This window comes from Streptomyces sp. NPDC006997, assembly GCF_040635175.1.
Lineage (GTDB): Bacteria > Actinomycetota > Actinomycetes > Streptomycetales > Streptomycetaceae > Streptomyces.
Window position 1 is genome coordinate 1 of the sequence record NZ_JBEYHH010000064.1, and the last position, 23,924, is coordinate 23,924.

Genomic DNA, 23,924 nt, shown 5'->3' on the forward strand with positions numbered 1-23,924 from the left:
CTGAACGCCTTCCAGATCGCCTTCGAAGGCCGGCTCACCCCGGCCGCCAACTGACCACTACAGAAACTGGATCAGCCGTCTACTGGACACTCCCGGCCGCCATCACTTCGGGGCCGTGAGCGATGGAGATGATCGGGGTCGTGTCGGCGGTGCGACTGAGCGCGAGGCTGAGTGCGAACCCGACGTTCTGGGCGTGGATGGCGTCCGGCCGGATCTGCTCGATGAGCTTCCCTACCTCTTGCGTCAGCTCGTCCACGTAGGCGTCGAAGCCAGGGCCCTGGGGTTGCTTCGTCGTGGAAAGGGGGATCAGGTGATCGAACGCGGTCTTCCATACCGGATGGACCGGTGTCCGGCCGAGGAAGGTCGTATGGGTGTTGGGCATGGCGCGGTAGAGGTCGCCGACGAGGATCATGCTGCCGGACGAAGGCTCGGACGTGCGGTTGATGCCGGTGAGGATAATCAAGGGTTTCGCCGTCACGCGGAGATCCCCTCGATAGATGACCGGTATGCGGGAACCGAGGACGGGGCACTACGGTCCACCATGACCTGCGGATCAGTGGTGATCATCCGTTCGCGGTTGCGAGATGGCGCCCACCACGACGCCAGGTGCGGCGTGAGCACAGCGGCGATCTCCTGGGCTGGGTGCAGGAAGCCTCTGCTGTCCCGCTTTGCCGTCCACGCCCTGACTGCCGACCGGGGGTAGACGGGGTGTATCCCGATCTCGCCCTTGGGGAGGATGCCGTTGAAGGGCGTGGGGATGCCCTCGTGGTTCCAGTAGTCCCAAGCCTCGAGCGCCTTGGCCTTCTCGAAGCAGTGGTAGAGATGCCGATAGCGCGGCATGTACCGGATCTCGCGAAAGACCATCTGCCCGGCCAGCCCGGGCGCGATGTACCGGAGCGCGCTGAGATCAATGCCCCGGAAGCTCACCGTGGCCGCGTCTTGAGACGGGTGCAGCGCGATCCGGGCGAACAGATGGGACAGCCGCCGCCGTACGTATTCGGCGACTCCCGGAGCGAGCGCCGGTTCCACGCTGGCAATGAGCTGGACGAGTTGCTGGTGGCGTGGATGGAAGCGGGCCAGGTCGAACAATCGATCCATGCCGCTCACGGCGGCGAACGCGAGTCGCTTGTACAGCCAGTTGTTCAGCTCTCCGACCTGGGCGTAGCCCTTGGTCTCCGGAGTCATGGAGTGGAGCATCAGGTACTCGGACAGCACCTCGAAGTACAGGTAGCCGAGAAACGGTACAGCGGGCACGGCAGCGGCCAACTGGTCGATGAACTCGGGGGCCTCCGTGCCGCGGCCGACTGCGTTGCGCAGGGCGGTGTCGAGGAATCCGGCCGCGGCGCCCAGCCCGGTCAGCACGGCATGGTCGAGCTGGTCGTTCTCGGCCAGGGTGAGGAAGTTTTGGTAGCGCAGGTAGGTACGCAGGTGGATGGCACCGAGGTGCAGATAGTCCACGCCCTTGGTGGGGATCGGAGCGTCCGGCGTGACCTCGAAGATCATGGGCGTGGTGCCGGGCTTCGTCTGCATCAGGTAGGCGCCGAGATTGTGCGGACGCAGTCCTTCCCGCTGAGGGGTCAGAGGGGAACAGTACAGTGCACCGACCAGGCACCCGGTGGAGACGTGCAGCTCACCGCTGGTTCGGATCGCGGCGATGTCCTTGGTGGTGTGTAGCAGGTACATGGGCCGGCCGCTGACGAGCGCTTCGCTCATCGCGCTGTGCTGGATAAGCCAGCCGTTGGGGGTGTCACCTTCCAGGTAGCGGCGCCAGTCGCCCTCGCTCTCGGCCAACGAGGCAGGCGCGGGGCGCTGCGCGGGCCGGGTGTAGTCCGTGTGGACGTGCTCCCATTCGTCACGCAAGGGAACTCCTGGGGTCGAAGTCAGCAGCGGGCCACGGGGGTTCGGCTACTACAGGGTCTCGACGTTCGCTCCGGACAGACGGTTTCGGCAGTCGAGCACGTACCGCGCGAGCTTCTCGATCATCACGAGGTCGAATCGCGGATGATCCATGAGAAGAACCACCGCATCAGCGGCGGCTACCTCTTCCGGGGTCGCATCGACCCGGGGCACGTTCAGCTCGGTGTCGACGCCGTCCGGGATGTTGGGTTCGGAGCCGCGGACATCGGCACCGAGGCCGATAAGAAGTTCGGCGACACGTGCCGACGGGGAATTGCGCAGGTCGGTGGCGTCGTACTTGTAGGTCAGACCGAGGAGCAGAATCTGAGATCCGCTGACCGGTATGCCCCGCTTGTTGAGTGCTCCCACGAGGCGCCGGACTACGTAGTTGGGCATGTTCCGGTTCACGTCGGCAGCGAGTTCCGCGAACCGGAACGGGATGCCGAGCTCCTGCTGGGCCTTCCACGAGAGGAACATCGGGTCGACGGGCAGGCAGTGCCCGCCGACCCCCGGCCCTGGGGTGAACTTCGTGAATCCGAACGGCTTGGTCGCGGCGGCGTCGATCGCCTCCCAGATGTTCACGCCGAGGGCATCGGCCAGCATCGCCATCTCGTTGATCATGGAGATGTTGACGAACCGGAAGGTGTTCTCCAGCAGCTTGGCCAGCTCAGCGACCTTCGGCCCTGACACCGGCACCGTGGTCTGGAAGATACCGTCATAGAAGTTCTTGATCACGACCAGCGATTTGGCGTCGATTCCGGACACCAGCTTCGGCGTCCCGTCGAACGACCACCTCTTGTTCCCGATCCGCTCGGGGCTAAAGCCGGCCAGGAAGTCTGCCCCGCCCTTGAGGCCCGAAGTCTCTTCCAAGATCGGCAGCAGCAGCTCCTCGGTGGTGCCGGGATAGCTCGTGGACTCCAGAACCACCGTCGCGCCGTGGCGCAGGTGCTCACCCAGTGTCCGGGCGCAGGACTCGATGTAGCTCAGGTCGGGCACACCGTCCCGCAGCGGAGTCGGCACGGTGATCACCGCAATGTCGAAGCCAGCCAGCTTCGCCCCGTCGGCGGTCGCGGAGTAGTCCCCGGAGTCCAGCACGGCGCGAAGCCGCGAGGAGGCCACGTCCGGCACGCAGGACTGGCCGGCGGCGAGCTGCTGGACGCGGTGCGGGTCCACGTCGTAGCCGACGACACGGTGCCCCACCTCTGCGGCGCGGACCGCCAGGGGAAGCCCTACGTAGCCCTGACCAGCGACAACTATCTGCATGACAGCTCCTACTCGAATGCGGTGCTTGAATGGACCGTCATTCCTCGTCCGGCAAGGAGAAGTGCTGTGCCCCTGGTGTCTGTCGTGATGCCCGTCTACAACTCGGCAGCCACCCTCGGCGCGGCCGTCCGATCGGTGCTCACGCAGACGCACGCTGACGTAGAGCTGCTGGTCACCGACGACCAGTCCTCCGACAACTCCATGGACCTGCTGATGGAGTTCGCCGCCCAGGACGAGCGCGTACTGCCCCAGACAGCGCCCGAGCGGGGCGGTGCGGGCCGGGCCCGCAACCTCGCGATCGAGCGGGCCCGCGGGGACTACATCGCGTTCCTCGACTCCGACGACCTGTGGTTGCCGGAGAAAACCGAGAAGCAGCTCGCCTTCGCCGCCGAGGGCGATGCGCCGCTGACGTTCACCAGCTATTACAAGATGGACGCCGACTACGACGGCGAGAGCATCGACTGGGTCCCCAACGGACGGGTGATCCGCGCGCGCGGGCACGTGGACTACCGCGCGATGCTGCGCCGGGACTACATCGGCGCCCTCACTGCCATGTACGACCGCAACGCCCTGGGCACCCGGCTGATGCCGGAAATGCGCAAGCGCCAGGACTACGCGCTGTGGCTGAGCATCATGCGAGACGGCGCCGACGCCCGCGGGCTGGCCGAACCGCTCGCCGTGTACCGGGCGGGCCAGACGGGATCGCTGTCCTCCAACAAGATGTCCTTGGTCAAGTACAACTGGTCGCTGTACCGCGAGCACGAGGATCTGTCGGTCCCACAGGCCACGCGGGCGCTGGCCGGCGCTGCCTGGCAGTCCCTGCGCAACTCGCGCATCTAACGCGCGCGAGCCCAGGGAGCCCGGTAAGCAGCCGTTTCTGGGTGTGCCCGACCATGCGCCGCCCCGTAGCCGAGCCGCGTGCTCGGGGGCTGGACCCAGGAGCGGGACTCGGTGGGTCACCGGTGGCATCGGCCGACTACGCGGCCGAGCCGGCGCCAGCCCCCGCGCGCAGGAACAACTGGAGGAGCAACCGGCGGTCGGCAGCCGGGATGGTCTCCTGACCGCTGTGAAGCGCTTCTCGGCCGTGCAGGAAACGGCGCTGCGCCACGATGAGGTAGTCCCCGGGCTGGAGCATGAAGGAGACCTGCCCCCGGACAAGTTCCTCGGCGAGTTCCCTGGCGGATTCGACGTGCGCCTGGCTGAGTTCGGACCTCGCCAGCATCTTGGCAGTGAACCGGACGAACCCTTCGCCCGAGTCGGAGCCGTCCAGGATCGGGAACGGCTTGTACTCCTCGCCCACGCCGAACAGGTCGAAGAAGGTCCCGTAGTGGTAAGCCGACTCGGCCAGCAGGGCGCGGCAGCCCTCCGACAGCCGCGCCACCGCCGCGTGGGCGTCGGAGAGGATGCTGAGGCCGCCGCCGAGCGGGTCGGGGCGAACGCACAGGAGCGTCGTGTAGTCCGGCGGCAGGCTCGCGTTCACCAGGTCCATGTGGAAGGCGTTGTACCCGATACCGCTGGACTTGCCGGGGTCCTTGTCGACCTTGACCCCGATGTCCTTCCACAGGGGCCACCGCGGGAAAGGCGAGAAGGGGACCGCCACCTCGGCCGCGAAGCCAGTCACCAGCCGCCGGAACCGGTCGCCGGTCCCCAGCGCCTTGGCGAGGTTTCCCAGACGCAGCACGGCGTATCCGCCGCCCTCCCAAGTCAGCGCGTGGCGCAGCGTCGCAGCGGTCTCCTCGAACTGCGGGGTGGCCGTCAACTCGGTCCGGTAGCGCTCCATGGTGGACTTCGCCAGGAACGAACGGTCCAGTTCCCACGTAGGGAGAGGAAGGTCGATCAGAGCGGCTTCGAGTTCGCTCGGGATGTCGATGAGCACGCAAAATCTCCTGTCTCTTGGGGGTTTCGGGGTGCTGTTCGGGTACCGCTGTCGTCCTGGCGTCGCGGGCGGTGCGGCAGCGGGTAAGTCTCGTAGAGCTGTGGGGCCTCGGGGCCGTGAGTGTCGCCAGGTACACCGGCGCTGGTCGGCGCCAGGGTGAGCTCGATAAAACCGCTCGGGAAGCGGTGACCGACAGCGGGTTTGTGTCGTGTGCAAACAAGGTGCAGGTCGTCAACGGCTCTGGAGCCGCCGCCTGATGGCGCCGTGCTGTGGAATAGGCCGCATCGGGGACCAAGGGAAGACGGATAGCGATCCGCTTGCCGCCCGTAGCGGTCTCCGGGAGGATCTCGGCTCTGCCGTGGACTTCCCTCACCAAGGCGTCGACAAGGAACAGACCACGGGCACCGAGGTCGTGTGCGGCGGGCAGCGGCTTAGGCTTGAGCGGGTGGGCATCCGCGACGGCCAGCACCAGCGCGTGCTGCTCATCGACAGCGAGGGTGACCACGCCGGCGGGCGAGAGCACGGCCGCGTGCCGCACCACGTTCGTCACCAGCTCACTGATGATCAGGCAGGCGGTTCTCACGACCTCCTCGGACATCCCCCAGTCGGCAGGGACCTTGGCGGCATCACGGCGGGCCAGCGGGACGTACTCCGCCTCGGAGGTCACCTGGAAGTCGTGACGCATTACAGTGCTGAACATCGCGGGACGCACCCTCTCTCCAAGCGGCGCCGCCCGGACCGTGACCGAAGGTAAGGGCCCCAGCACGCAGAGGTGTTCACGACGGTGAACCCACGATCTCCGAACCGGATTAGGCTCGGCCGGCGGGGAACGTCAGCTCAGGTGCGGGAGTTGCGTACAGACCAACGTGCTGGGCCGCATGCGGCGCCTGTGCAGCAGTCACGCACCGACCGTCCCCAGCCGCGTACGGACCTATGTGCCCAGCCAGATCAGGGGGACCCCGCTGGTCAGATAGGCAAGCCGATGCGGTGGACCAAGCCCCGCAGGTCCCGGGCTGCGTGGGCCGATCTGACTCGGTATCCCCGGGGAGGGGAGCTGAGGTCACGGGGTGGACGAGGTTTTTGGAGGCGAGGGCGGCAAGGCCGCTCGTAGCGAGGAAAGCGCGACGATCCACCCTGGTGGAGTCCTCTCCGCTTGAGTCAGGAGTCTTGCCGTAGGTGCGCGAGAGCGTCAGCGAGGGGCAAGTCGTACTGATCCTTATCGTGCTCCCAGCGCGCCATCACGGAGGCCGCTGCTTGGGCCATTTCGGTCGGGAGCCCGGCCGCTCTGAGTGCGTCTGCGACTTCCTCCATCTCGGGACCCCACCGCCACGCTCGTGCCGCAACGCTGCGCAGGTACTCCGGATCGGAGAGGATCTGCGATGGCATCCTCTTCGCCTCGTCGGTGAGGAGGTCGGCGACGCCATGGGCGTCGGCGAGAGCGTGCGAAACGCCGGCCAGCGTGCGGGCGGCCTTCTGGAAACCCGCAAACGATGCTTTGAGAGCCGAGGCGGAACCGACGTGTCCGCCGGCGCTACGTACCTCCACCGCTGAGTCCTTGAACAAGGTGTGCACGAGTTCTGCGGCATGGCTGTCACCCGCTACATAGAGGCGGCACGAACGCCCTGCGCCGGGCGGAGGGCCGAAGATCGCGCCGTCGAGGACGACGGAGGCCGGACGGATCTCACTTGCGATCCGTTCCATACGCTGAGGGCTGATCGCGTTAGCGTCGATGTAGAGACCTTCAAAGGCGGATCTGGAGACCTCGGTCGCAACGTCCTCCGCAGCATGCGGCGGACAGATGGAAAGGACAACGTCGCTCGCGCCGAGAGCTTCTTCGAGCGACATACAGGGCATCAAGCCCGCGACCTTGGCACGCTCAGCCGTCGAGGAGCTGCGCCCTACCGCAACCCACAGCACACGGCGAGCCCCGATGGCCTGGGCGGCCACGGCCGCCCCCATGGCGCCGGGGTGCAGGATAGTCACCGTGGTCACTGTCATCCTCCAGGGGGAAGCTCGGCCGGGGTCCGCTCTTGGTGAGCGACGATAGCCTCACGCATCGCAATGCCCGCCGGGGTAGCGCCCGCAGGGTGAAGGGCAAGGTGGCGGCCGAACTGCTCCACACGTTTCCGGACGCTCTCTGTACGGCGACGCGCGTTCACCCCGAGCACGTCGTAGATCTGCAGAGCCGCGCCGTCGAGATCCCCGCGGCTCAGACGGGCCGTGGCCAAGTCCATGCGCGCCAACGACATCTCTCCCAGGCGACGCTGTTCCGGTGAGGCAGCCTCAAACATGCGCACTGCCTCGTCGGCTCGCGCTTCGGCGTCGTTCAGGTGCTGATTGCCTCCGAGCCACAGGTGGGTGCTGCTCGCGTAGAAGAGTTGGGGGCCTCCCCCTGAGTGGTGGACACGCTGATACTGGATCTGCTTGATCCGGAGGAAGCGAGAACACCGCCGATGGCGATGAAGGACTACTCGGACGAGTTCAAGGCCGATGCCGTGGCCCTGTACGAGTCCACGCCCGGGGCGACCTACAAGAGCATCGCCGCTGACCTGGGCGTCAACAGGGCGACGCTGCGTGAGTGGGTGCTGCGGGACCGGGAACGTCGCGGCGTCGCCCCCGCGGCCACTCGGTCAGGTGGGGCTGCGCCGGCCCGGGCAGGACAGCCGGCACCGTCCGCCGACCCGGACGAGCGCATCCGGCAGCTCGAGGCCCGGGTGGCCGAGCTTGAGGCGAACGAGCGGAAGCTGGCCACCGAACGGGACATCCTGCGCAAGGCAGCCAAGTATTTCGCCGGGGAGACGAACTGGTGAACCGCTTCCAGTTCGTCCACGACCACCGGGACGCCTTCGGCGTGAAGCGGTTGTGCCAGGTGCTGGGCGTGAACCGGTCCAGCTACTACAAGTGGCGGGACGGGGCCGACGCGCGGACCGCGCGGCAGGCCGCCGACCGGGCCCTGGCCGAACAGATCCGCGCCGTCCACACCGACTCCGACGGCGCCTACGGCTCCCCGCGGATCACCGCCGAGCTCCGCGCCGACGGCCGCAAGATCAACGAGAAACGGGTGGCCCGTGTGATGCGCAAGTTCTCCATCCAGGGCATACGCCTGCGCAAACGGGTCCGCACCACGATCCCCGAGCCGTCGGCGACACCGGTGGCGGACCTGTTCCAGCGGGACTTCACCGCCCCGGCGCCCGGAGTCAAATACATGGGCGACATCACCTATCTCCCCACCGGAGACGGCCAGTTCCTCTATCTGGCCACCGTCCTGGACTGCTTCAGCCGCCGGGTGGTCGGCTGGTCCATCGCCGCCCACATGCGCACCGAACTCGTCGCCGACGCCCTGCGGATGGCAGCCGCCACCCGCGGCGGTCAGAGCGGCGCGGTCTTCCACTCCGATCACGGTGCCCAGTACACATCGCGTGAATTCGCCGAACTGTGCGACGAATTGGGCGTCACCCAGTCCATGGGCGCGGTCGGCACCTCCGCCGACAACGCCGCCTGCGAGAGCTTCCACGCCACCCTCAAGCGCGAGACCCTGCGCGGCGCCCACCATTACCCGGGAGCGGAACTCTGCCGACGCACCGTCTTCCGCTGGCTCACCCTCTACAACACCCGCCGCAGGCACTCTGCCAACGGACACCTCAGCCCCGTCGACTACGAACACCGACACCAGCAGGAGTCCGATAAGCTCACGCTGGCCGCATAACCACCCGAACGCGTGTCCACTTTCGCGGGGGAAGGCCCGGCGCGGGGAGAGCGAAGGCATCGACCTGACCCTCACCCTCTTGCGAGCCAAGAGAGACGAAACCAGGCGGCGCCTTCATCGGCCCGTCGTCAACCTCGGCATCCCTCTCGCACGCACCAACGCAACACCGCAGGAGACCACACCGTGAACCCGTCCACGTCCCCGGCCGATACAAGCAGTTCTGCCGCTGACAGACCACTGCGGAGCAGGATGTACGTACTCACGGATGGGTTGCAGTAACTGTAGGGTGATCTTCCCTGGGTGCTGATCTTGGTCCACTGGCTCCTAATGTGTTCTGTCGGGCTGCGGGGGCCGCCGGTGTCACGGATGCAACGCCGAGTAACTCGCGAGGGCGTTGAGACCTTGCGTCGGTGCAGATGCCGAGCTGGCCTGGACCGGCCGAATCAGGGGGGGCAGATCTCGTCCGGCAGCGGGCCTGGCAGCGCGCTGCGTTCGTCATGGCTGAGGTTGCGGCCGACAACCTTGCAGAGATGCTGCTTCCAGAGCGCGGGGTCTAGGCGGGTGAGTTGCAGGACACCCGCGGCCTCAACAGGAGCACCGAGGAGTGCTTTGCCGTCTTTGGTGTTGGTGGCGGCAAAGGTTTGTTCAGCACCGAACTTGTACGTGTCCCGGTACGAGGGATCGTCCGCTTTGAGGAAGACGGCTGTACTGCCGTAGGCCACGAAGAAGTCGGCACCTTCGGGGTTTCCGACCGTGAATTCGCCGAGTTCCAGCGGCCCGAACGGGCCCATTACTCGTCGTGGGGTCTGCCGCGGTTCAGCGGACCACAGTTCCACGATACGGCCCGTGGTGAGCACGGCCAGGTACCGGCTGTCCTGAAGGAAGCTCGCCGTGAGGAGGTCCTCGCCAAACGTGAGCCGGAGGTCTTTCCGCTCACGGCCGGTGCGCAGGTCGACGGCGTACAGGGTTGGCTCCCCGGATGCGTGGACCGCGATCGTTCCCGGGACGCGATGCTCGTCCACAGAATACTCCGGTTCGTCCTGGGAGGTCAGACGGAGGTCCTTCAGGTCGATCGGCGCGCGTAGGCGGCGGCCGTCGTTGATGTTCCAACGCTCGATCTGTGTGCCGGAGAGCGTTACAAGCTGGCCGTCAGGCTGGAATACAAGAGATACGGGCTCCCGCCAATTCTTCCCCCTCTGCAAGGGTGGTCGCGTCACAGTGAATTCGGAGACTTTCTTCAAGGAGGGCAGTCGACGAACCGTCACCCGGTTCTCGTCCGACACATCCGCCATGAGCGTCTTCGACCGGTTGACTCCGAGGAGTTGGTCCTTGGTAGGCGGAATCTCGAATGTATTGGATACCTCGGACAGGACCCGCTTCTCCCCTTCAGTTTCCACCACGATCAGCTTGCTGCCCTCCTCCCCTGTACGGACCAGCATCGTGCTCCCGTCCCCCAGCAACTGCGGGGGTCCGTATGCGGTTTCGCCGTCGGAGGTGGCCAGCTCCTGCCCGGTGATTTCGGTCTTTCTCTGGACGGGCACCACCGGGGCTCGGGCGGTGCCGAGCAAGGGAAAGCCCGCGCGGTCGCTGAACCCTAGATCGGGGCCTATGAACTTCTGGGGGCGTGCGTTTGCGAAGGTTTCCAGGACTTCCCAATCGTTACTGAGACTTCCATGCCGGGCGAACCGCTTCCCCGAGGGGTCGAGGAGCGTGGTTCCGCACTCGTTGTCACCCCACCGGTAGCTGCGCAGGACTCGTCCGTCTGCCACGCGAATCGCTTTGTAGTAGGCGCCACTCTGCGGCGAGTTGTAGTCCTCGCTTCCCTTCCGGCAGGAGAGCGCCACGGTTCCATCGGCCGACACCCAGCTGCCGCCGTCCGACCTCTTGGAAACCGTGTCGGACGAGTCGGTCAGTCGACGCATCTTTCCGGTCCGGATGTCAACGGCGATTATCGACCTACTCGCCGATTCCAGTACCAGCGTGTGATTGTCGGGACCGAACCATGCCGACGTGGCAATGGAGTACTTCTTCGGCAACGCATACGGGCGCCCCGTATCCAGATCCCACACCCGCACAGGAAACTCCGGCTGGTCGAACACCCCGGTAGTCCAGCCGTCATCCCCTGATTCGACCAGAAAGCGGGCATCGCGAGAAAACGACGTCACCTTGAATTGGACCACGGCATCGACACTTTTCTCCGGACCGAGGCCGCCCGAGTCTGGCGATTCGAGCGGATGCGCCCGCCCCAGCAGTCTTTTCGCCGCTGGGGTAACGTCATGCCAGACGATCACTCCGTCATCTTTACGCAGATAGGAGATTCGCCGTCCGTCGAAGCTCACCCTGGGAGATTTGACGTTGGGACGCAGCTGAAGACTCTCCTGCCGCACTTTGCCCTGCGCTGTACGTACGAACAGCAGGGCACGCCCGCCGTCGGTCGTCACCAGCGTCACCTTGCCATCCGCACTCATCGCGGCGTCCTCGAACTTCCCCTCGGCTCCCGACAGACTCCATTCCAGGTTCCGGTTCTCGGTGTACCGCCGCAGCAGCGCATTACGGGCTTCCTGTGTCGGCTCGGTGTCGTAGGCGGCGACCGCGGCTAAGGCGGCGTGGCCAGGGTTGGTGTCGACCAGTTCGTCTGACTGCACCGACAGCGCCCGGGAGCGTGCTTCGCCAGCCCTCTGGGCGCTGATCCGGGACTCCAGGACATTGAAGGTGAGCAACGTCGCGATGAGCGCCAGCACCAAGGCGCCGGCCGTCCAACCGGCCCGTGTCCGCCAGCGGAACCTCTTTCGCCGTCGGCGTGCTGCAGCCAGGAACTCCCGGTGATCCTCACTCAGTTCCTCTTCACGCTTGTGCAGTCGCTTCGTGAGGGAGTCGAGCTGGAAACCCCCCGGCAGAAGGTCCGAACGGCGTCCCATTCGCTCCCACCGGTCCAGGTCATGCTGGACCTCGGCTCGTGCGTTAAGGAAGTCGGCGTCGACGCGGACCGCCTCGGCCAGTTCGGGCCACTGCGTGATCAGGGCCTCGTGCGCCAGCTCAGCGCTCTCGGGCCTGCCCTCCCCACCGTGCAGGACGAGCAGTCGATGGTCCTTCGCGGCCATAGCCTGGGCCAGACGCCAGCGCTCCTCGCCTGCCTCCTCCCGCGTCAGCGCGCGCCGCAGCATGGCGTCTCCGCCGGGAACCACACGCACCAGCCCAGCCAGCAGACGCCGTGCCTCCTGTTCCGAGCCGGTCGGCACGCAGCTCTTCCACACCTGTTCGGCGTGCTGGAGCAAGGCGCCCTTGACCCCTCCGATCTCCTGATACGTCGCGGCACTCAGCCGTCCGCCGCGTTGTCGCTCCCATAGCTGTTCCAACACGAACCCCAGGAGGGGAAGGACGCCCGGGTCGGTGCCAGCATCATCCAGGATCCGCAGGTCCAGGCCCGGGTCGTAAGTCACCCCGGGCGCCCTTTCGAGAGGGCGCGTGATGACGCTGTGGAGCTGGTCGCGGGTCATCGACGACAAGGGAAGGGTTAGTCCGGCAGTCAGCACGGGGGCCAGACGAGGGTGTTCCAGCGCGGTGTTGATGACGTCGGCACGCAAGGTGGCCAGTACCCGCAAGCCGTTGCGGCGGGGCGGGAACAACAGGCTCAGTGTCTTGGTGAGGTCTGGCTCGGGCAGGCTAAGGAGGGCTTCCGCCTGGTCGAGGACGACGAGCAGACGCTTCGCGGTGCGGCCGGTGGCCCGGTGGAAGGCGTCTACGAGCCCCAACTGCCGCAGCCATGCCTCCACCCGGTCCGCGTGCTCCGCCCGCGCGGGACCGGGAGCGCCCGCTGCCCGCTCGAAAAGCTCTGTGGCCAAGGCTGCCTGCGGCACACTCACGCCGCCGCAGTCAATAGCCAGGGCTTCCCACTGGGCCCGGCGTAACCGGGGCACCACGCCGGCCAGTGCGAGGGAGGATTTGCCACTGCCCGAAGGGCCGCACACCGTGACCACCGGGTGGTCACCCTCCAGGGCGGTGACCACCCGGTCGATGTCGCTGTCCCGGCCGAAGAACACGTCCTTCGCGTCCTCCCCGAACGGCTGGAGACCGAGGAAAGGCTTGGCGGGGAGCAGAATCTTCCTGAGACCGGGCGCCTCCCCGGACAGCGCCTCCGTGCGCATCACGAACGCCTGCTGCGCCTCCCGCACCGGCTGCGACGCGACGACCATACCCACTGCCACGCCCAGGGCCTCGTCCCAGACCGGACTCCCGCTGAATCCCGGCCTCACATGGACAGCCTGGCCGTCCGCCCGGGAGAGCTGCACCAAAGAACTCCCGACAGGACCGCGAAAACGCCCCTGTTGCCAGTTGCCGTCAGGCGCATCGTCGGTAAAGCCGACCGCCCGGGTCTGGTGGTCCCAGACGTCCCCGACGTCGGCCATCGGCAAGGGGCGGGCTCCGGGCAGAGGGACGAGCAGACGCAGCACGGCCACGTCACCGCCCTGGTCCTCCCGGACAGGCACCCAGTGCACGACCTCCGCCGTCCCTCTTGGGTGGCCGACGGCGAACGGCAGGTCGAGTCCGACCACAGCCCCTGCTTCGACGATGGATTCCCGGGGCTGTTCCAAGGCGTCGGACACCACATGCGCGCAGGTCAGTACTGTGTCTCCGGCAACGAGGAAGCCTGCGCCCACAATTGCGCCGTCCTTGCTTCGGACCCGCACGACCGACGACGCCATCGCGGGCTCGCGTACCTCTCCGCCCGCCGGGCCCCCCATAGCCATGACTGTCTCAGCCCTCCGGCGTCTGCAACGCGTCTGCGTTGTCGTTATGCCAGGTGAGGCTGACCGAGAAGTTCGCGGTGGCCGACGATCCGGCGATGAGGATCTTTGCGTCGGCCGACAGTGACATACCGAACGCGAGCGTCGCTTCGTCAGGCTGTCGCGCCATGTCCCGGCAGCGCCCGACGAACGCGTTCGCTACCGGCCGGACCACTTCTAGCATCCGGTCCAGGGACTCATCGGCACGAGCCGCCGTCCGGCTGCCCCGGCCGACCCGGACCACGGACTCGTCGGCCTCGTCGACCTGTACCCGTACAACGCCTCCCCCTTCACCCAAGGGCACTTCAACCACGTGAAAGGGACGGCGTTCGTTCGGGGCCATGGGGTTCCTCGTCTCAGGTCCGGTACAAGTGAAGTACACGGCGAGCGTATTCACGGCCTGTCTGAAGGGGAGGCGTGATCGCCTTTTATGGCGAAAAGTACCTGCCCCTTGTGCACCCGCAGGGGTAACCGACCGCTGCAGGCTGCCCCGCGCAGACGCACTGGTCGCCCCGGTGTACCTGTGCAAACACGACACCCTCCCCCAGACCGTCATCAGCATCTCGGCTGACATACCCACGCCCTCAACGGCGATCGTCCTGCTCACCGACCAGGCACCGGCTTGCGAGCGACACACTCGTTCAGGTGAAGTGCAGATAAGCACCGACTGCTGGAAGGCGGCGCGCGACGCCGACTCCGAGACCAAGGAGAAGTGGCTCGCGGAGAAGCGCGCCGAGGAGCAGGAGGCATCCGCCGCCTGGGCCAAGCAGTTCGACATGCCGCAGCTGGAGGGCCCGGCCAAGGCCCTGGACTGGGGTGAGCGCTCCCGCCATCAGCTGATGAGGGCCGCGCACACCGCCCTGGTCGTCGAGGGCAGGTGGGACGAGGCGGACTGGGCGGAGCTGGAGGAGAAGGCCCGCTCCATCACCCGTGCCGGTTGGTGGATTGACCAGCGCGACTCCGAAGGCACTGACCTGCTCGAACTCCTCGACGCAGCCACCGAGACGGACCGCGGGACGGAGAATCCGTTCCGCTGACGGCGGGGCAACATAGCCGGGAAACGCCGGTTAGCCAAACCGGCGTTCCTCCGGACTATTGATGCTCCCACCCCGACAGCCATCGCGTGGAAGGAACCGCGTGCTCCCTCCGTCCTGGGACCATCAGCCTCAGCCCACCCCCGTCACCGCCCTCACCCCCGACCCGCTCACTCCCGGCCGGGATATCACTCACGCACACTTTCAGGCCGGGGACACCGTCGTCGTCCTCAAGGGTGTGGCCGGCGGAGAGCTGTGGGGAGACTCCATGCGCATCGTCGCCCCCTCCTGGCACACCCCCACCGACGAGGACGGATGGCGACTGCGTGATCCCACCGGTGGTGCTCAGTCCTACGTCACCGCTCACCCCCGCTACCTCGTGCACCTCTCGCGCCGCTGCCCGGACTGCCTGATCTACCTGCGGGCCATGGAAGACGCCCTTCTTACGAGGTTCGCCGGCCGCGACGAGCTGATCGACTGCGGCTGGTACACCACCACCGCTCTGGGCCAGCTCGTGCACACCGCAGACACCAGGGGCGGCCGGTGACTTCCCCCACGAACCGCCCCGACCGTGCCGCTGCGCTTCACAAGGCCAGGGCCCGAGCCACCGCAACTGCGGACGATCCTTCCTGGCCGCTGCGCCTGGCCGAAGACCTTCACGGCATCCGGGCCGACTGGAAAACCTCAGCCGAGGTGTGCGCGGATGCCGCCTGGGCGGCACGGTCAGCCGGCCGCAGCGTCCTGGGGCTGCTGTCCCCGGAGGATGTCCTCGCGACGCACCGTGATCCGATCACCACCCGCACGTTGGCGCATCTGTACCTGAGCGCCCTGCGGTTCGACTTCCGCTGTCCCACCCTCCAGCGCCTCGTCGAACAGCTCGCGCAGACCGCGCGTCAGCCGCTGGACTGCTACACCCGCGCCCTGTACGCCTTCGCGCTGCTTGGCCAGTCCCGCCCCGAGGGCCTGATGGTCATGGACGAAGTCCTCGCCTCGGCCGAGGAGCACCCCAAGACCCTGCACGTCCTGCTGCACGGGCTGTGGCTCGGCCAGGACCTGGACGAGGGTGCGGAGCGTCTCCTGGCCCTCAGCTTGCGGCCCGCCCTCGCCACCGGCACCGACCCGATCGTCCTCTTCCGCATGGCGGGTGCTCTGCGCCGGCTGGGCCGGTACGAGGAGGGGCTGAGCGCCATCGACAGGGCGATCGACTGTCTTCCGCCGGGAGACATCTCGGTTCACGCCGACCTGATGCGCGAGCGCTCGCTGCTCTGTGCGGCCCGCGACCTTCATCAGCACCGGTCGCCCACCTACGCGTCGAGCGGGGTGCCGTCGTGATCCCCCGTCTGCATGCAAGGGCCCACTCGCCGCGCGAGCCGCTGGCCGAGGCGCTCGGGCGGCCCCTTTTCCCGAGCGAGGGCCTGACGGAGTACACCGTGGTCGCCCACTGGCCGGGCCTGGACTACTACACCCCGGACGACGAGCAGAGGACCTGGACGTCCGTTGAGTGGGCCGAGCACCTCGAAGATCCGTACCTGGAGCATCCGTTCGCTGCCAGCCCGGACGACGACCGGCACGCGATCCTCCATCTCGACGTCCGGCTCCATCCGGACGACCGGGAGCTGACAGGTCCCGAGTGGTCCGAAACCGCCCACCGGTTCGCGCGGGCCGCTGGTATCGAGGTGCCCGGCGCCGCAGAGCACGGGTGGCGGTGGATCGCTGTCCAGGGCCAGCCCGGACGTCTGGATCTGATCGCCAACCTGATCCACCTCGACGGCACCTGGCGCACCCCTCCCACCGACATCCTGCGACGGCTTGCGGACGAAGCGCGCCGCATCGAGCAGGACCTGAACCTGATCCCCGTCCGCACCGGCACCACGCAGTGGTCCGCTGCCCGTACGGTCCCGACCGCATCGGCGCAGCTCGCGGGCGTCCTCGCGCAGCTCGCCGACGAACAGGCCGGCCCGCTGGCCACGGTCCGCGGACTGGTCGAGCACACCGCGTACCGGATCGCCCGCCAACCGGGGGCTGCCGGCACGGACACGGCGCACCGTCTGGAGCTGATCGCCCGCCGCCTTCATGCGATTCAGCAGGACCTGGACGCCACTGCGGCCCATCTGGCCCAGCCCCGGACCGCCGCCGCACCGGCCGCGGCCCGGCGCACCACCCACCGATCTCCGTAGGAGAAACGTCTCTTTGCCCCGCACCACCGGCCGCTTGCTGGACATCCGCCGGGACCCGCACTTCGGCGAACTCCTCGCCCGCGGGGCGACGCTGAGGCACACAGCATTCTCCAGCGCGCGGGATTCGTCGCGGTCGTCCGCCTCCACGAGAGCTACCACCGCGCCCCCGCCGGCCTGACCGAGGACGAGGAGTCCCGTCTCGCCATCGATGCCGTAGGGCGCCTTCGGGCCGTCGGGTACCACGTCGACTGCGACGAGCGCTTCGACACCGACGCCCGCCCCGCGGCCTATCCCACGCTCGGCGCCTCGGTCTCCCACCTCGCAGAACGCCTGCGCGAGGCCACCGACACCGCCATGGCAGCCGACATCCTCACCGAACTCACCGCGCCCCACGACGGCGTCCTCGCCGGGTTCGAGGAAACCCTCGGCGCCCTGGCCCAGTTCTTCGACGGGCTCGGCGACGCGAGCGATCCGTACACCGCCGGGCGCCTGCGCTACCTCGCCGACGCATACGTCCGCGTCATCCACTCCGACCTCGCGCACACCCGCGAACGGCTGGCCGACCGGCACGCCCCTCACCCCGGCCGCCGCGCCTGCACAGAGCAAGTTCCCGACCACGAGCCCGAACGCTCCGCCGTGTCCGCCTGCCCAGCCCCGCCGCGGGCCCTGCCAGCCCCGGCACCGCCACCCGTCGGTGCCACCCACCTGCGCCGCTAACGCCCCTGCAACTGCCCAAGGACACCATGCACGACCACGTCAACTCCGAGCGCCTTGCCTCCTACGCCGACGTCCTCGCCGGCGAACTCCCCGACACCTGGACCAGCACCCACCTGACGGGCGACGCCAAGGACGACCTCGCCGAACTCACCGACCGCATCTGGGACCTGGACCTGGTCGCCGCCTCCCTGGCCGAACACCCCCTGCAGCAGGCAGCCGTCCTCAGCCGCCCCGACGGCGCCCAGCTCGTCCTGATCGACCGGCACGACGAACGCGACGGCTTCCTCCTCGCCGCCGTCGCCCCGCACGCCCTGCCGGACGAGGCGTACCGCGGCGTCCCCGAGCCCAACGGCATCGCCCTGACCGACGACCCGTTCCTCGGCGCCGAGCAGGTCGCAAATGATCTGCTCGTCCGCTACGACCGTGCGCTCGCCCAGGTCCGGCACAACGCCCTGGACGGCATCCAGCCCTCCCAGCCGGACCGGGTCGTCCTGACCTGGCAGCCGGACGGCAGCGTCGCCACCGCCTCCGCCGACGACCGGGCCGACACCATCCTCGCTGCCCACGGCTTCATCCAGGACCCGCACAGCGGCATCTACCGCCTGAGTGGTGACGACACCCAGGCCCAGGCCCGGGCCCTGCGCGAGATCGGCCCGCAGCTCGACGTGCTCGGCATCGGCACCGCCCTCCAGCACCCCGCCGGACGCCACGCGCCCACCTCCGCCCCGGCCTCCATGCCGCCGGCCCCCGCCGGCGCCCGCACACCCACCGCCAGGACGCGATGAACCAGACGGAGCCCGACTTCTGGGTCCTGGAGTACGTCACCATCACCAAGGACCCCCGCACCGGTCTGGTCGTGGCCATCGGCGGCACCGAGCAAGCAGCAGACATCCTTCAGCGGACCGGCGGCTTCCTCACCTCTCCCGGACCCCGCGGGGACTACCACCGTCTTCCGCACGGCCTGCCCATCGAGCAGCAGCGCCTGAAGGCGACCACCGCCTCGCACGCCCTGCTCGCCGCCGGCCACAGCGTCCACCTCGACCCCGCCCTGAACATGCTGGCCGCCCCCGACGGCGACCGTGACGCAGCCGTGCGCTACCTCACCCAACTCGCCGAGCGGGTCTCGGCCACCGAGACCAGTAGCGAGGTGGCCGAGGTCCTGACCGAGGTAGCTGCGCCCGTGCACGGGCTGCTGCCCCTGACCAGAGAAGTGATCGTCCGCTCCTGGATCGCCGCCAGTGATCTCCATGGCGCCGCGCCCGGCGAGGAACCCGAGCCCATCGCACGGCTCGGCAGCACGGCCAACTCCCTGAGCGAAGCCGCCCGCGTCATCCTGCACGCCCGCAACCACGCCGCCCGCCCGGCGCAGCGGCCAGCGACCGCACCGGCCCCGACACCGGCAGCGGGCCGTGCACCGTCCCCGGTTCCCCGCCGCCGCTGACCCCGGAGATGAAACGTATGGCCAATCTGGCCGACGAGTACGGCACAGACGTCGAGATCTACATCAAGGCCCTGACGACCACCATCCACGCCGACACCCCCACCGGCGCCCCCGCCGGCCTCCACGACCTGCTGGAACAGCTCGGCCTCGAACGCCACGAATACCCCACAGGCGAGCCGCTCGACATCCGGCACACCGTGCCCGACCACCTCGGTGCCGAGGAGCAGAAACGCCTGGCGAACCGCGCCATCCCCGCCCAGCTCATGGCCGGATACACGGTCAACTGCGACCCCGAGGTCTTCGACGAGGCCCTCTACCAGCAGGCCGTGCACCGCCTCCACGCGCGCGCGGCCCGACCCGCCTCGCAGCAACCGGCGCCCGCCAGTCCCTCCTCGTACTCCGCACCGGCCCGCCGCGCCCCGTAAGCCCGGGCGGCCCCGGCACCACGCCGGGGCCGCCCACCGCCCCGCCGCCCGATTCCACGGAGAAACCCGTAGCAGAACGCACACCCGCACCGATCAGCCATCGGCTCAAACCCCGGCTCGCAACCGCCCTGTTCCGCCGCTATCTACGCGCCTGCATCACGGCCGGCCCCGACCGCGCCTCCCCACCGGCCGGCGCCCGCCCGCAAGCCGTCCCCACCGAGGCGCAACGCATCGGGCAGCGCCACCACCACTGACCGTCCACACACCCGGAGGAGCATGTCCCACCCCGCCCCCTACCCGGTGAGACTGGCCGACGAGATCACCCGCCAGCTCGGCCAGCTCTCCGACCACCTCTCCCAGCTTCCCCCGCCCCAGGCAGCGCAGGTCATCGCCCGCGTCCTCGACCCGGACAACGGAGTCCTCGGCGGCGTCACTCACCTCGTCATCACCGGCAGCCACTTCGCCAAGAGCGAGGCAGAACGAGGCGCCCTGCCAGCGGAGGTATGGCTCGCCTTGGGCCGTGCCGCCAACGAACTGCACGACATCAGCCTGGACCTGGACGAGCACCAGGACCTCCTCCAGCACCTCGGCACCCGACCGGCCACCAGCGCGGCGAAGCCTCCGGCTCCTGCCCCGCTCGTCGCACGGCGGCGCCGGTGAAGAAGAAGCAGTGGCAGGGCTGGGGGCCGGGCGAGCAGGCCGAGCAGCACTACCTCGTCCAGCCCCGTGCCCTGGCAGGCGGCGGTGACGTCCGGCACGTCTCGGAGTTCCTGCGCGCCTCGGGCTGGCGGGAGAAGTCCAATAAGGGCGGCCCGCTGCTCATGGAGAGCCCGGACCGCACCGTCCGCGTCGCCTACGACCCCTACATCCTGCCGGGCGGATGGACCATCCACGGCCGGGCAGGCGGCGCGACCGGTGAATGGTCTGCGCACCTGGGCCGGCAGACTCCGGTGGAGATCGTCGCCGGTCTTACCGACGCCCTCACCCGCCCCGCTCCGCACACGCCCCCAATGTCTGGGCACCTCTGCAGGAGCAGAACTGGCACACGCGGTTCGAGGGCCAAGACTATTCGGCGAGCAGCCCCGACGGCACCGCGTGGATGCAGTACCGCCAGGGCGTCGATGACTCGGCGATGTGGTGGACAGGAGCGCAGGACAAGCAGGGCAACGGCTGGACTGCCCACTTCACGCCGAACACGCCGATGCACCTGGTCCAAGCCTTCTCCACCGAACTTGCCGGCCCGGACCCGGTGATGCGCCCACGCGGACGTGTCCCGCACAGCGCCCAGATCCGGACCTGGTCGGTCTCCGTCAAGCCCTCCCAGCTCAGCGCCTGGCAGCAGGCCCGGATTACAGCTGCCCGCGCCGCGACCTGGGCCCGCAACAGCGCCCGAAGCCCCCGGCCCCGCACCACCGCCCGTCCCTACGCCCCGGCCGGCGGTGCCCGGACCCGCCGCTGATCTCCATCCCCATCTGAAGGAGCCCGATGCCTGCCCCCACCCCGGAAACCCTGCGCGCCCTGACTGAAACGCTGTCGGACGTCACCGAGTACCTGCGCGAGATTCCCGACCCCGATGAAGCCCTCGCCCTCGTTGAGCCGCTCCTCGACGAGTACACGGGCCTGCCCGTCCAGCTCGCCGACACGCTGCGTGCCCTCGCCCGCACCATCCAGGAACACCAGGCCATCCCACGTACCGCGCACGTCAACGTCCTCATCGCCGAGCTGCATTCAGCCGCCTGGGAACAGACCGACCAGCACACCCTCCACTACGTCCTGGACGAGCTGCGTGCGCTGCACGACGACGCCGAGAGCGAGCAGGGGTGCAGCCGGTGCCGTTGAGCGAGCACCAGCTTGACGCCTTCGCCGACAAGCACGCCGGGCAGATCCCCTTCGACACCAGCCCCCGCCACCTCGCCGGCCCTGGCGACGCCCGTCACGTCACCCACGGCCTGGCCGCGGCCGGATGGGCCACGGTCTCCGACCCGCTCAGCGCCGAGCTCGTGATGGCCAGCCCTGATCACCGCTACCCGCCTGCAGTTCGACCCGCAGTCCGCCACCTGCGCCTGGTGGCGGCTGCGGGCCGCCCCCGGCGACAACGACCATGGCTGGTACGCCGAGTTCGGTGAACTCGTGCCGGCCGAGGTCCTCGCCGGCCTCACCGACGCCCTCGTCACACCGCCCTCATCGCAACCGGAGCCCTGGCAGCCGGTGACCAGCGCAGGCTGGCAGTACGAGGATGCCGGGAGAGCGTTCTCTCCGGACTCGCTGTGCCGGATCGAGCACCGCCCCATGAGTGAGTTCCATGAACGGCCGTCCTGGCACATCGAGGTCAGGACAAGTAGCGACGAATCATTCCCGGGCCCGCGGATCTGGCACGCCTTCCTCGACGAGCACGTTCCCGATCGCCTCGTCGGTGCCTTCCTGGGCGCGCTGGCCGACCAGAGCCCGCTGCAGCGCGGCATGTTCGACCGCACCGCCCACTACAGCGCCGTCCGGGAGCCGAGCCCGCTGCGCCCTCAACAGGTAGTCGACGCGCACACCGCCCGGGTGAAGACGCTCCGCGCACAGGCCCGCGCCGTGCGCCGTCAGCAGACTGCCCCCGCGACACCCCCGGCGCCCACGACCGCCGTCCAGTCGGCCGCCCGCCGCTGACCTCAAAGGATGCTCTCATCTCCCGCACCACGAACCACGGCCGCCGCACCTCGCTGCGGCGCCTCAATCGCTATCTGCGCCACAGTGAACGGATCCTGGCGTCCTGGGACGCCTTCACCGAGTTCAACACGGACCTGGACGGCTGGCCCTTCGACGAGGACGCCTACGGCCGCCGGGCCGCCGTCCGTGACGCAGACACCGCCGCAGCGTTCGCCAGCATCCATCCTGGCGCCCGCCAATTGCTGGCCACCGCCCGGCTCCAGCTCCTGCACCTGCCCGCACACCTCACGCGGGACAGCTGGCCCGGGCAACTGACCATCCTGGAGGAGGCACTGAGCCACCTCGACACCCTGGATGCCCGGTGGCAAGAGACCAGGGCCCAGCTCTCCGAGGGCACCGGACCGGGCAGCGCAGCGTATGTCGACGCGCTGGACGAGCATCACGCGGAGTGCTGGAGCTACCTGGACGACTGGGCCTGCCACGGCCGCGTCGTCCTCGACATCCAGGCCGCCGCACGCCGAGCACCGTCCCGGCTGAAGCGCCCGCAGCTTCCCGCCCTGACGTCCCGGCGCAGCGGACACGGCGCGAGGGGACGGTGACCATGCTCGACCGCCCCGCCAACGTCGACATCGACTACATCGCCCCGCGCCACCTGGCCGGCGGCGGTGACCCCGCCTGGGTCACCGTCCCTCTCCACCGTGCCTGCGGCTGGAGCTACGGTCACGACCCCCTGATGCCCCGCGTCCTGCTTTCCAGCCCCGACCAGAAGGCCCTCCTGCGGCTGGAGCCCGACCCCGACGGACGGTGGTGGACTCTGCAGCACGCCCCCGCGCCGGACCGGCCCGCCTGGTTCGCCAGCTTCGATGCCCGCACCCCCGTAGAAATGATCGCGACGTTCACCGATGCGCTGACCGATCCCACTGCCGAGCCAGCAGACAACGGGGATCCGCAGGAGCCGCTTCTCAAAGCAGGCTGGATTCCGGCCTACAACCACCACCGGCTCGCCTCACCCGACGGCACCGTCCGCGTCGAGGCCGACGAGACAACCAGGGCCTGGTGGGTCGACACCGCCCTCCGCGACTTCCGGGCTCTCCTGTGGCAAGCCCACTTCAGCGAGCACACCCCACCCCACCTGATCACCGCGTTCACCACCGCACTCACCGACCCCCGACCGGTGCCGCGCACCGCCAGCCCCTCCAGCCTCCCAACTCGCAACCCGGACCTCATCACCCGCTCGCACCGGGAAGTACCCGCCCAGCAGGTCGCTGGCGCCCTGGAAGAACGCATCCGCTCCCTCGCCGCACGCCGATCCGGCCCGCCGGCGACGGGCACGCATCCTCCGCAACGGCCGCAGACCGAGCGCCACCGCCAGCGCTGATCCCTCCGTCCCCGCCCGGAAGCTCATAGCCCTTGCCCCCCTCCTCCTCCAGCAGCAACACCGACGGATACGACCTCGTCCTGCGCCTCCTGATCGGCGTGCTCGCCGTCGTCGTCCCCCTGTCCCACCTGGCCTGGCTGTGCGGCAACATCACCGCCTACCTCGCCGGCACCAGCTGGGCCCCCTACCAGCCGACCAACGCCTTGCTCCACCCCGAGCAGGTCTGGCCCGCTCTGGGAGAAACGTCCCTGCTCATCGGGGCACGCATCGTTCCCGTTCTGCTCCTCCTGGCTCTCGGGGGGACGGCGGTCGCCCTGTGGCTCCGGCACAAGAACCGTGGCGGCGGCCGGAAGAAGATCACCGGCATGGCCAAGGCCCGGGACATCGAGCCCTTGATGGCCAAGGCGATCACCGACAAAGCCCGCTCGCTGCGCCCGAGCCTGAAGGACGCCAAGCACATCGAAGCCCGCGACACCGGCATGAAGCTTCCCCTTGATCGTGGACACCTGGAGACTGGGACCTTGAGGTTCCAGAGGAAGTAGCACCAGGTGGGAAGTAAGTACACGAAGCGGTAC

General features: G+C 68.5%; 22 protein-coding genes and 4 pseudogenes. 18 read left to right on the top strand and 8 right to left on the bottom strand.

Features of this window, described 5'->3' with window-relative positions; translation table 11 throughout:
• Positions 1–79: 79 nt before the first annotated feature.
• From ABZ659_RS34390 to ABZ659_RS34400, 3 genes are read right to left on the bottom strand one after another with little or no spacing between them, the layout of a single operon-like run.
• Positions 80–478: a hypothetical protein gene (locus tag ABZ659_RS34390; protein ID WP_360228438.1), complete on the bottom strand. Its 399-nt coding sequence runs from the start codon at positions 476–478 to the stop codon at positions 80–82.
• Complete coding sequence (locus ABZ659_RS34395; protein WP_360228441.1) at positions 475–1,860, bottom strand: hypothetical protein; 1,386 nt, start codon at positions 1,858–1,860, stop codon at positions 475–477. Before ABZ659_RS34395 ends, ABZ659_RS34390 begins: the two co-directional genes overlap by 4 nt.
• A 48-nt stretch (positions 1,861–1,908) precedes the next feature.
• Positions 1,909–3,159 carry a nucleotide sugar dehydrogenase gene (locus ABZ659_RS34400; protein ID WP_360228444.1) on the bottom strand — a complete coding sequence of 417 codons (1,251 nt, stop codon included), beginning with the start codon at positions 3,157–3,159 and terminating at the stop codon, positions 1,909–1,911.
• A 66-nt stretch (positions 3,160–3,225) separates the two neighbouring features.
• Here ABZ659_RS34400 and ABZ659_RS34405 point away from each other — a divergent pair, with 66 nt between their 5' ends.
• On the top strand, positions 3,226–3,999 hold the full coding sequence (locus ABZ659_RS34405) for a glycosyltransferase family 2 protein (protein ID WP_360228447.1): 774 nt from the start codon (positions 3,226–3,228) through the stop codon (positions 3,997–3,999).
• A gap of 136 nt (positions 4,000–4,135) precedes the next feature.
• On the opposite strand, the gene ABZ659_RS34410 is transcribed toward ABZ659_RS34405, so the two are convergent.
• The 3 genes and pseudogenes from ABZ659_RS34410 to ABZ659_RS34420 form a co-directional block, all read right to left on the bottom strand.
• Positions 4,136–5,035 carry a TauD/TfdA family dioxygenase gene (locus tag ABZ659_RS34410; protein ID WP_360228450.1) on the bottom strand — a complete coding sequence of 300 codons (900 nt, stop codon included), beginning with the start codon at positions 5,033–5,035 and terminating at the stop codon, positions 4,136–4,138.
• A 370-nt stretch (positions 5,036–5,405) separates the two neighbouring features.
• A pseudogene (locus ABZ659_RS34415) lies at positions 5,406–5,735 on the bottom strand (ATP-binding protein); the annotation flags it as partial.
• Between the two features lie 458 nt (positions 5,736–6,193).
• On the bottom strand, positions 6,194–7,033 hold the full coding sequence (locus ABZ659_RS34420; protein ID WP_360228453.1) for a DUF1932 domain-containing protein: 840 nt from the start codon (positions 7,031–7,033) through the stop codon (positions 6,194–6,196).
• Positions 7,034–7,488: 455 nt separating this feature from the next.
• Between ABZ659_RS34420 and ABZ659_RS34425 the strand changes: the two genes are divergently transcribed.
• Positions 7,489–8,741, top strand: a protein-coding gene (locus tag ABZ659_RS34425; protein WP_360228498.1) for an IS3 family transposase whose coding sequence is annotated in 2 segments (ribosomal slippage) — positions 7,489–7,825 and positions 7,825–8,741 — 1,254 coding nt in all. Because the reading frame shifts where the segments join, the coding sequence is not laid out codon by codon here.
• 443 nt (positions 8,742–9,184) lie between these two features.
• Here the strand turns inward: ABZ659_RS34425 and ABZ659_RS34430 are convergent.
• A complete protein-coding gene (locus tag ABZ659_RS34430; protein ID WP_360228456.1) occupies positions 9,185–13,444 on the bottom strand; it encodes a trypsin-like peptidase domain-containing protein in 4,260 nt (1,419 codons plus the stop codon).
• Positions 13,445–13,496: 52 nt separating this feature from the next.
• Entirely contained in the window at positions 13,497–13,868 is a 372-nt protein-coding gene (locus ABZ659_RS34435; protein WP_360228459.1) for a CU044_2847 family protein, read from the bottom strand.
• 307 nt (positions 13,869–14,175) lie between these two features.
• On the opposite strand from ABZ659_RS34435, the gene ABZ659_RS34440 reads away from it, so the two are divergent.
• From ABZ659_RS34440 to ABZ659_RS34515, 16 genes and pseudogenes are all read left to right on the top strand, one after another.
• Positions 14,176–14,562, top strand: a complete 387-nt coding sequence (locus tag ABZ659_RS34440) for a hypothetical protein (RefSeq protein ID WP_360228462.1) — start codon at positions 14,176–14,178, stop codon at positions 14,560–14,562.
• Between the two features lie 100 nt (positions 14,563–14,662).
• Positions 14,663–15,106, top strand: a complete 444-nt coding sequence (locus ABZ659_RS34445) for a hypothetical protein (protein WP_360228465.1) — start codon at positions 14,663–14,665, stop codon at positions 15,104–15,106.
• Between the two features lie 257 nt (positions 15,107–15,363).
• Positions 15,364–15,891 carry a hypothetical protein gene (locus ABZ659_RS34450; RefSeq protein ID WP_360228468.1) on the top strand — a complete coding sequence of 176 codons (528 nt, stop codon included), beginning with the start codon at positions 15,364–15,366 and terminating at the stop codon, positions 15,889–15,891.
• Positions 15,888–16,736: a relaxase/mobilization nuclease gene (locus tag ABZ659_RS34455; protein WP_360228471.1), complete on the top strand. Its 849-nt coding sequence runs from the start codon at positions 15,888–15,890 to the stop codon at positions 16,734–16,736. Before ABZ659_RS34450 ends, ABZ659_RS34455 begins: the two co-directional genes overlap by 4 nt.
• A gap of 354 nt (positions 16,737–17,090) precedes the next feature.
• On the top strand, positions 17,091–17,453 hold the full coding sequence (locus ABZ659_RS34460; RefSeq protein ID WP_360228474.1) for a hypothetical protein: 363 nt from the start codon (positions 17,091–17,093) through the stop codon (positions 17,451–17,453).
• A gap of 26 nt (positions 17,454–17,479) precedes the next feature.
• Entirely contained in the window at positions 17,480–18,238 is a 759-nt protein-coding gene (locus tag ABZ659_RS34465) for a hypothetical protein (protein WP_360228477.1), read from the top strand.
• Complete coding sequence (locus tag ABZ659_RS34470; protein ID WP_360228480.1) at positions 18,235–18,894, top strand: hypothetical protein; 660 nt, start codon at positions 18,235–18,237, stop codon at positions 18,892–18,894. The genes ABZ659_RS34465 and ABZ659_RS34470 overlap by 4 nt, the downstream gene beginning before the upstream one ends.
• 17 nt (positions 18,895–18,911) lie before the next feature.
• Entirely contained in the window at positions 18,912–19,319 is a 408-nt protein-coding gene (locus ABZ659_RS34475; protein WP_360228483.1) for a hypothetical protein, read from the top strand.
• Positions 19,320–19,595: 276 nt separating this feature from the next.
• Positions 19,596–19,979 (top strand): hypothetical protein, encoded by a 384-nt coding sequence (locus ABZ659_RS34480; RefSeq protein WP_346150558.1) that lies wholly within the window; start codon positions 19,596–19,598, stop codon positions 19,977–19,979.
• Positions 19,976–20,778 (top strand): annotated as a pseudogene (locus ABZ659_RS34485) (DUF317 domain-containing protein). The gene ABZ659_RS34480 and the pseudogene ABZ659_RS34485 overlap by 4 nt, the downstream one beginning before the upstream one ends.
• A 26-nt stretch (positions 20,779–20,804) precedes the next feature.
• Entirely contained in the window at positions 20,805–21,158 is a 354-nt protein-coding gene (locus ABZ659_RS34490) for a hypothetical protein (RefSeq protein ID WP_360228486.1), read from the top strand.
• 234 nt (positions 21,159–21,392) lie between these two features.
• Positions 21,393–21,437, top strand: a pseudogene (locus ABZ659_RS34495) (hypothetical protein); the annotation flags it as partial.
• A 171-nt stretch (positions 21,438–21,608) separates the two neighbouring features.
• A complete protein-coding gene (locus tag ABZ659_RS34500) occupies positions 21,609–21,971 on the top strand; it encodes a DUF317 domain-containing protein (protein ID WP_360228489.1) in 363 nt (120 codons plus the stop codon).
• Between the two features lie 239 nt (positions 21,972–22,210).
• Positions 22,211–22,570: a hypothetical protein gene (locus ABZ659_RS34505; protein WP_360228492.1), complete on the top strand. Its 360-nt coding sequence runs from the start codon at positions 22,211–22,213 to the stop codon at positions 22,568–22,570.
• A 2-nt stretch (positions 22,571–22,572) separates the two neighbouring features.
• Positions 22,573–23,349, top strand: a complete 777-nt coding sequence (locus tag ABZ659_RS34510; protein ID WP_360228495.1) for a DUF317 domain-containing protein — start codon at positions 22,573–22,575, stop codon at positions 23,347–23,349.
• Between the two features lie 32 nt (positions 23,350–23,381).
• Positions 23,382–23,837: pseudogene (locus ABZ659_RS34515) on the top strand (hypothetical protein); the annotation flags it as partial.
• Between the last annotated feature and the right edge of the window lie 87 nt (positions 23,838–23,924).

Excerpts from the sequence above, each read along its gene's own strand:
- ABZ659_RS34490 (WP_360228486.1), top strand. The coding sequence starts at position 20,805 with ATGCCTGCCCCCACCCCGGAAACCCTGCGCGCCCTGACTGAAACGCTG.
- ABZ659_RS34460 (WP_360228474.1), top strand. The coding sequence starts at position 17,091 with ATGGCAGCCGACATCCTCACCGAACTCACCGCGCCCCACGACGGCGTC.
- ABZ659_RS34400 (WP_360228444.1), bottom strand. The coding sequence starts at position 3,159 with ATGCAGATAGTTGTCGCTGGTCAGGGCTACGTAGGGCTTCCCCTGGCG.
- ABZ659_RS34470 (WP_360228480.1), top strand. The coding sequence starts at position 18,235 with ATGAACCAGACGGAGCCCGACTTCTGGGTCCTGGAGTACGTCACCATC.
- ABZ659_RS34420 (WP_360228453.1), bottom strand. The coding sequence starts at position 7,033 with ATGACAGTGACCACGGTGACTATCCTGCACCCCGGCGCCATGGGGGCG.
- ABZ659_RS34465 (WP_360228477.1), top strand. The coding sequence starts at position 17,480 with ATGCACGACCACGTCAACTCCGAGCGCCTTGCCTCCTACGCCGACGTC.
- ABZ659_RS34430 (WP_360228456.1), bottom strand. The coding sequence starts at position 13,444 with ATGGCGTCGTCGGTCGTGCGGGTCCGAAGCAAGGACGGCGCAATTGTG.
- ABZ659_RS34500 (WP_360228489.1), top strand. The coding sequence starts at position 21,609 with ATGAGTGAGTTCCATGAACGGCCGTCCTGGCACATCGAGGTCAGGACA.
- ABZ659_RS34475 (WP_360228483.1), top strand. The coding sequence starts at position 18,912 with ATGGCCAATCTGGCCGACGAGTACGGCACAGACGTCGAGATCTACATC.
- ABZ659_RS34510 (WP_360228495.1), top strand. The coding sequence starts at position 22,573 with ATGCTCGACCGCCCCGCCAACGTCGACATCGACTACATCGCCCCGCGC.
- ABZ659_RS34480 (WP_346150558.1), top strand. The coding sequence starts at position 19,596 with ATGTCCCACCCCGCCCCCTACCCGGTGAGACTGGCCGACGAGATCACC.
- ABZ659_RS34435 (WP_360228459.1), bottom strand. The coding sequence starts at position 13,868 with ATGGCCCCGAACGAACGCCGTCCCTTTCACGTGGTTGAAGTGCCCTTG.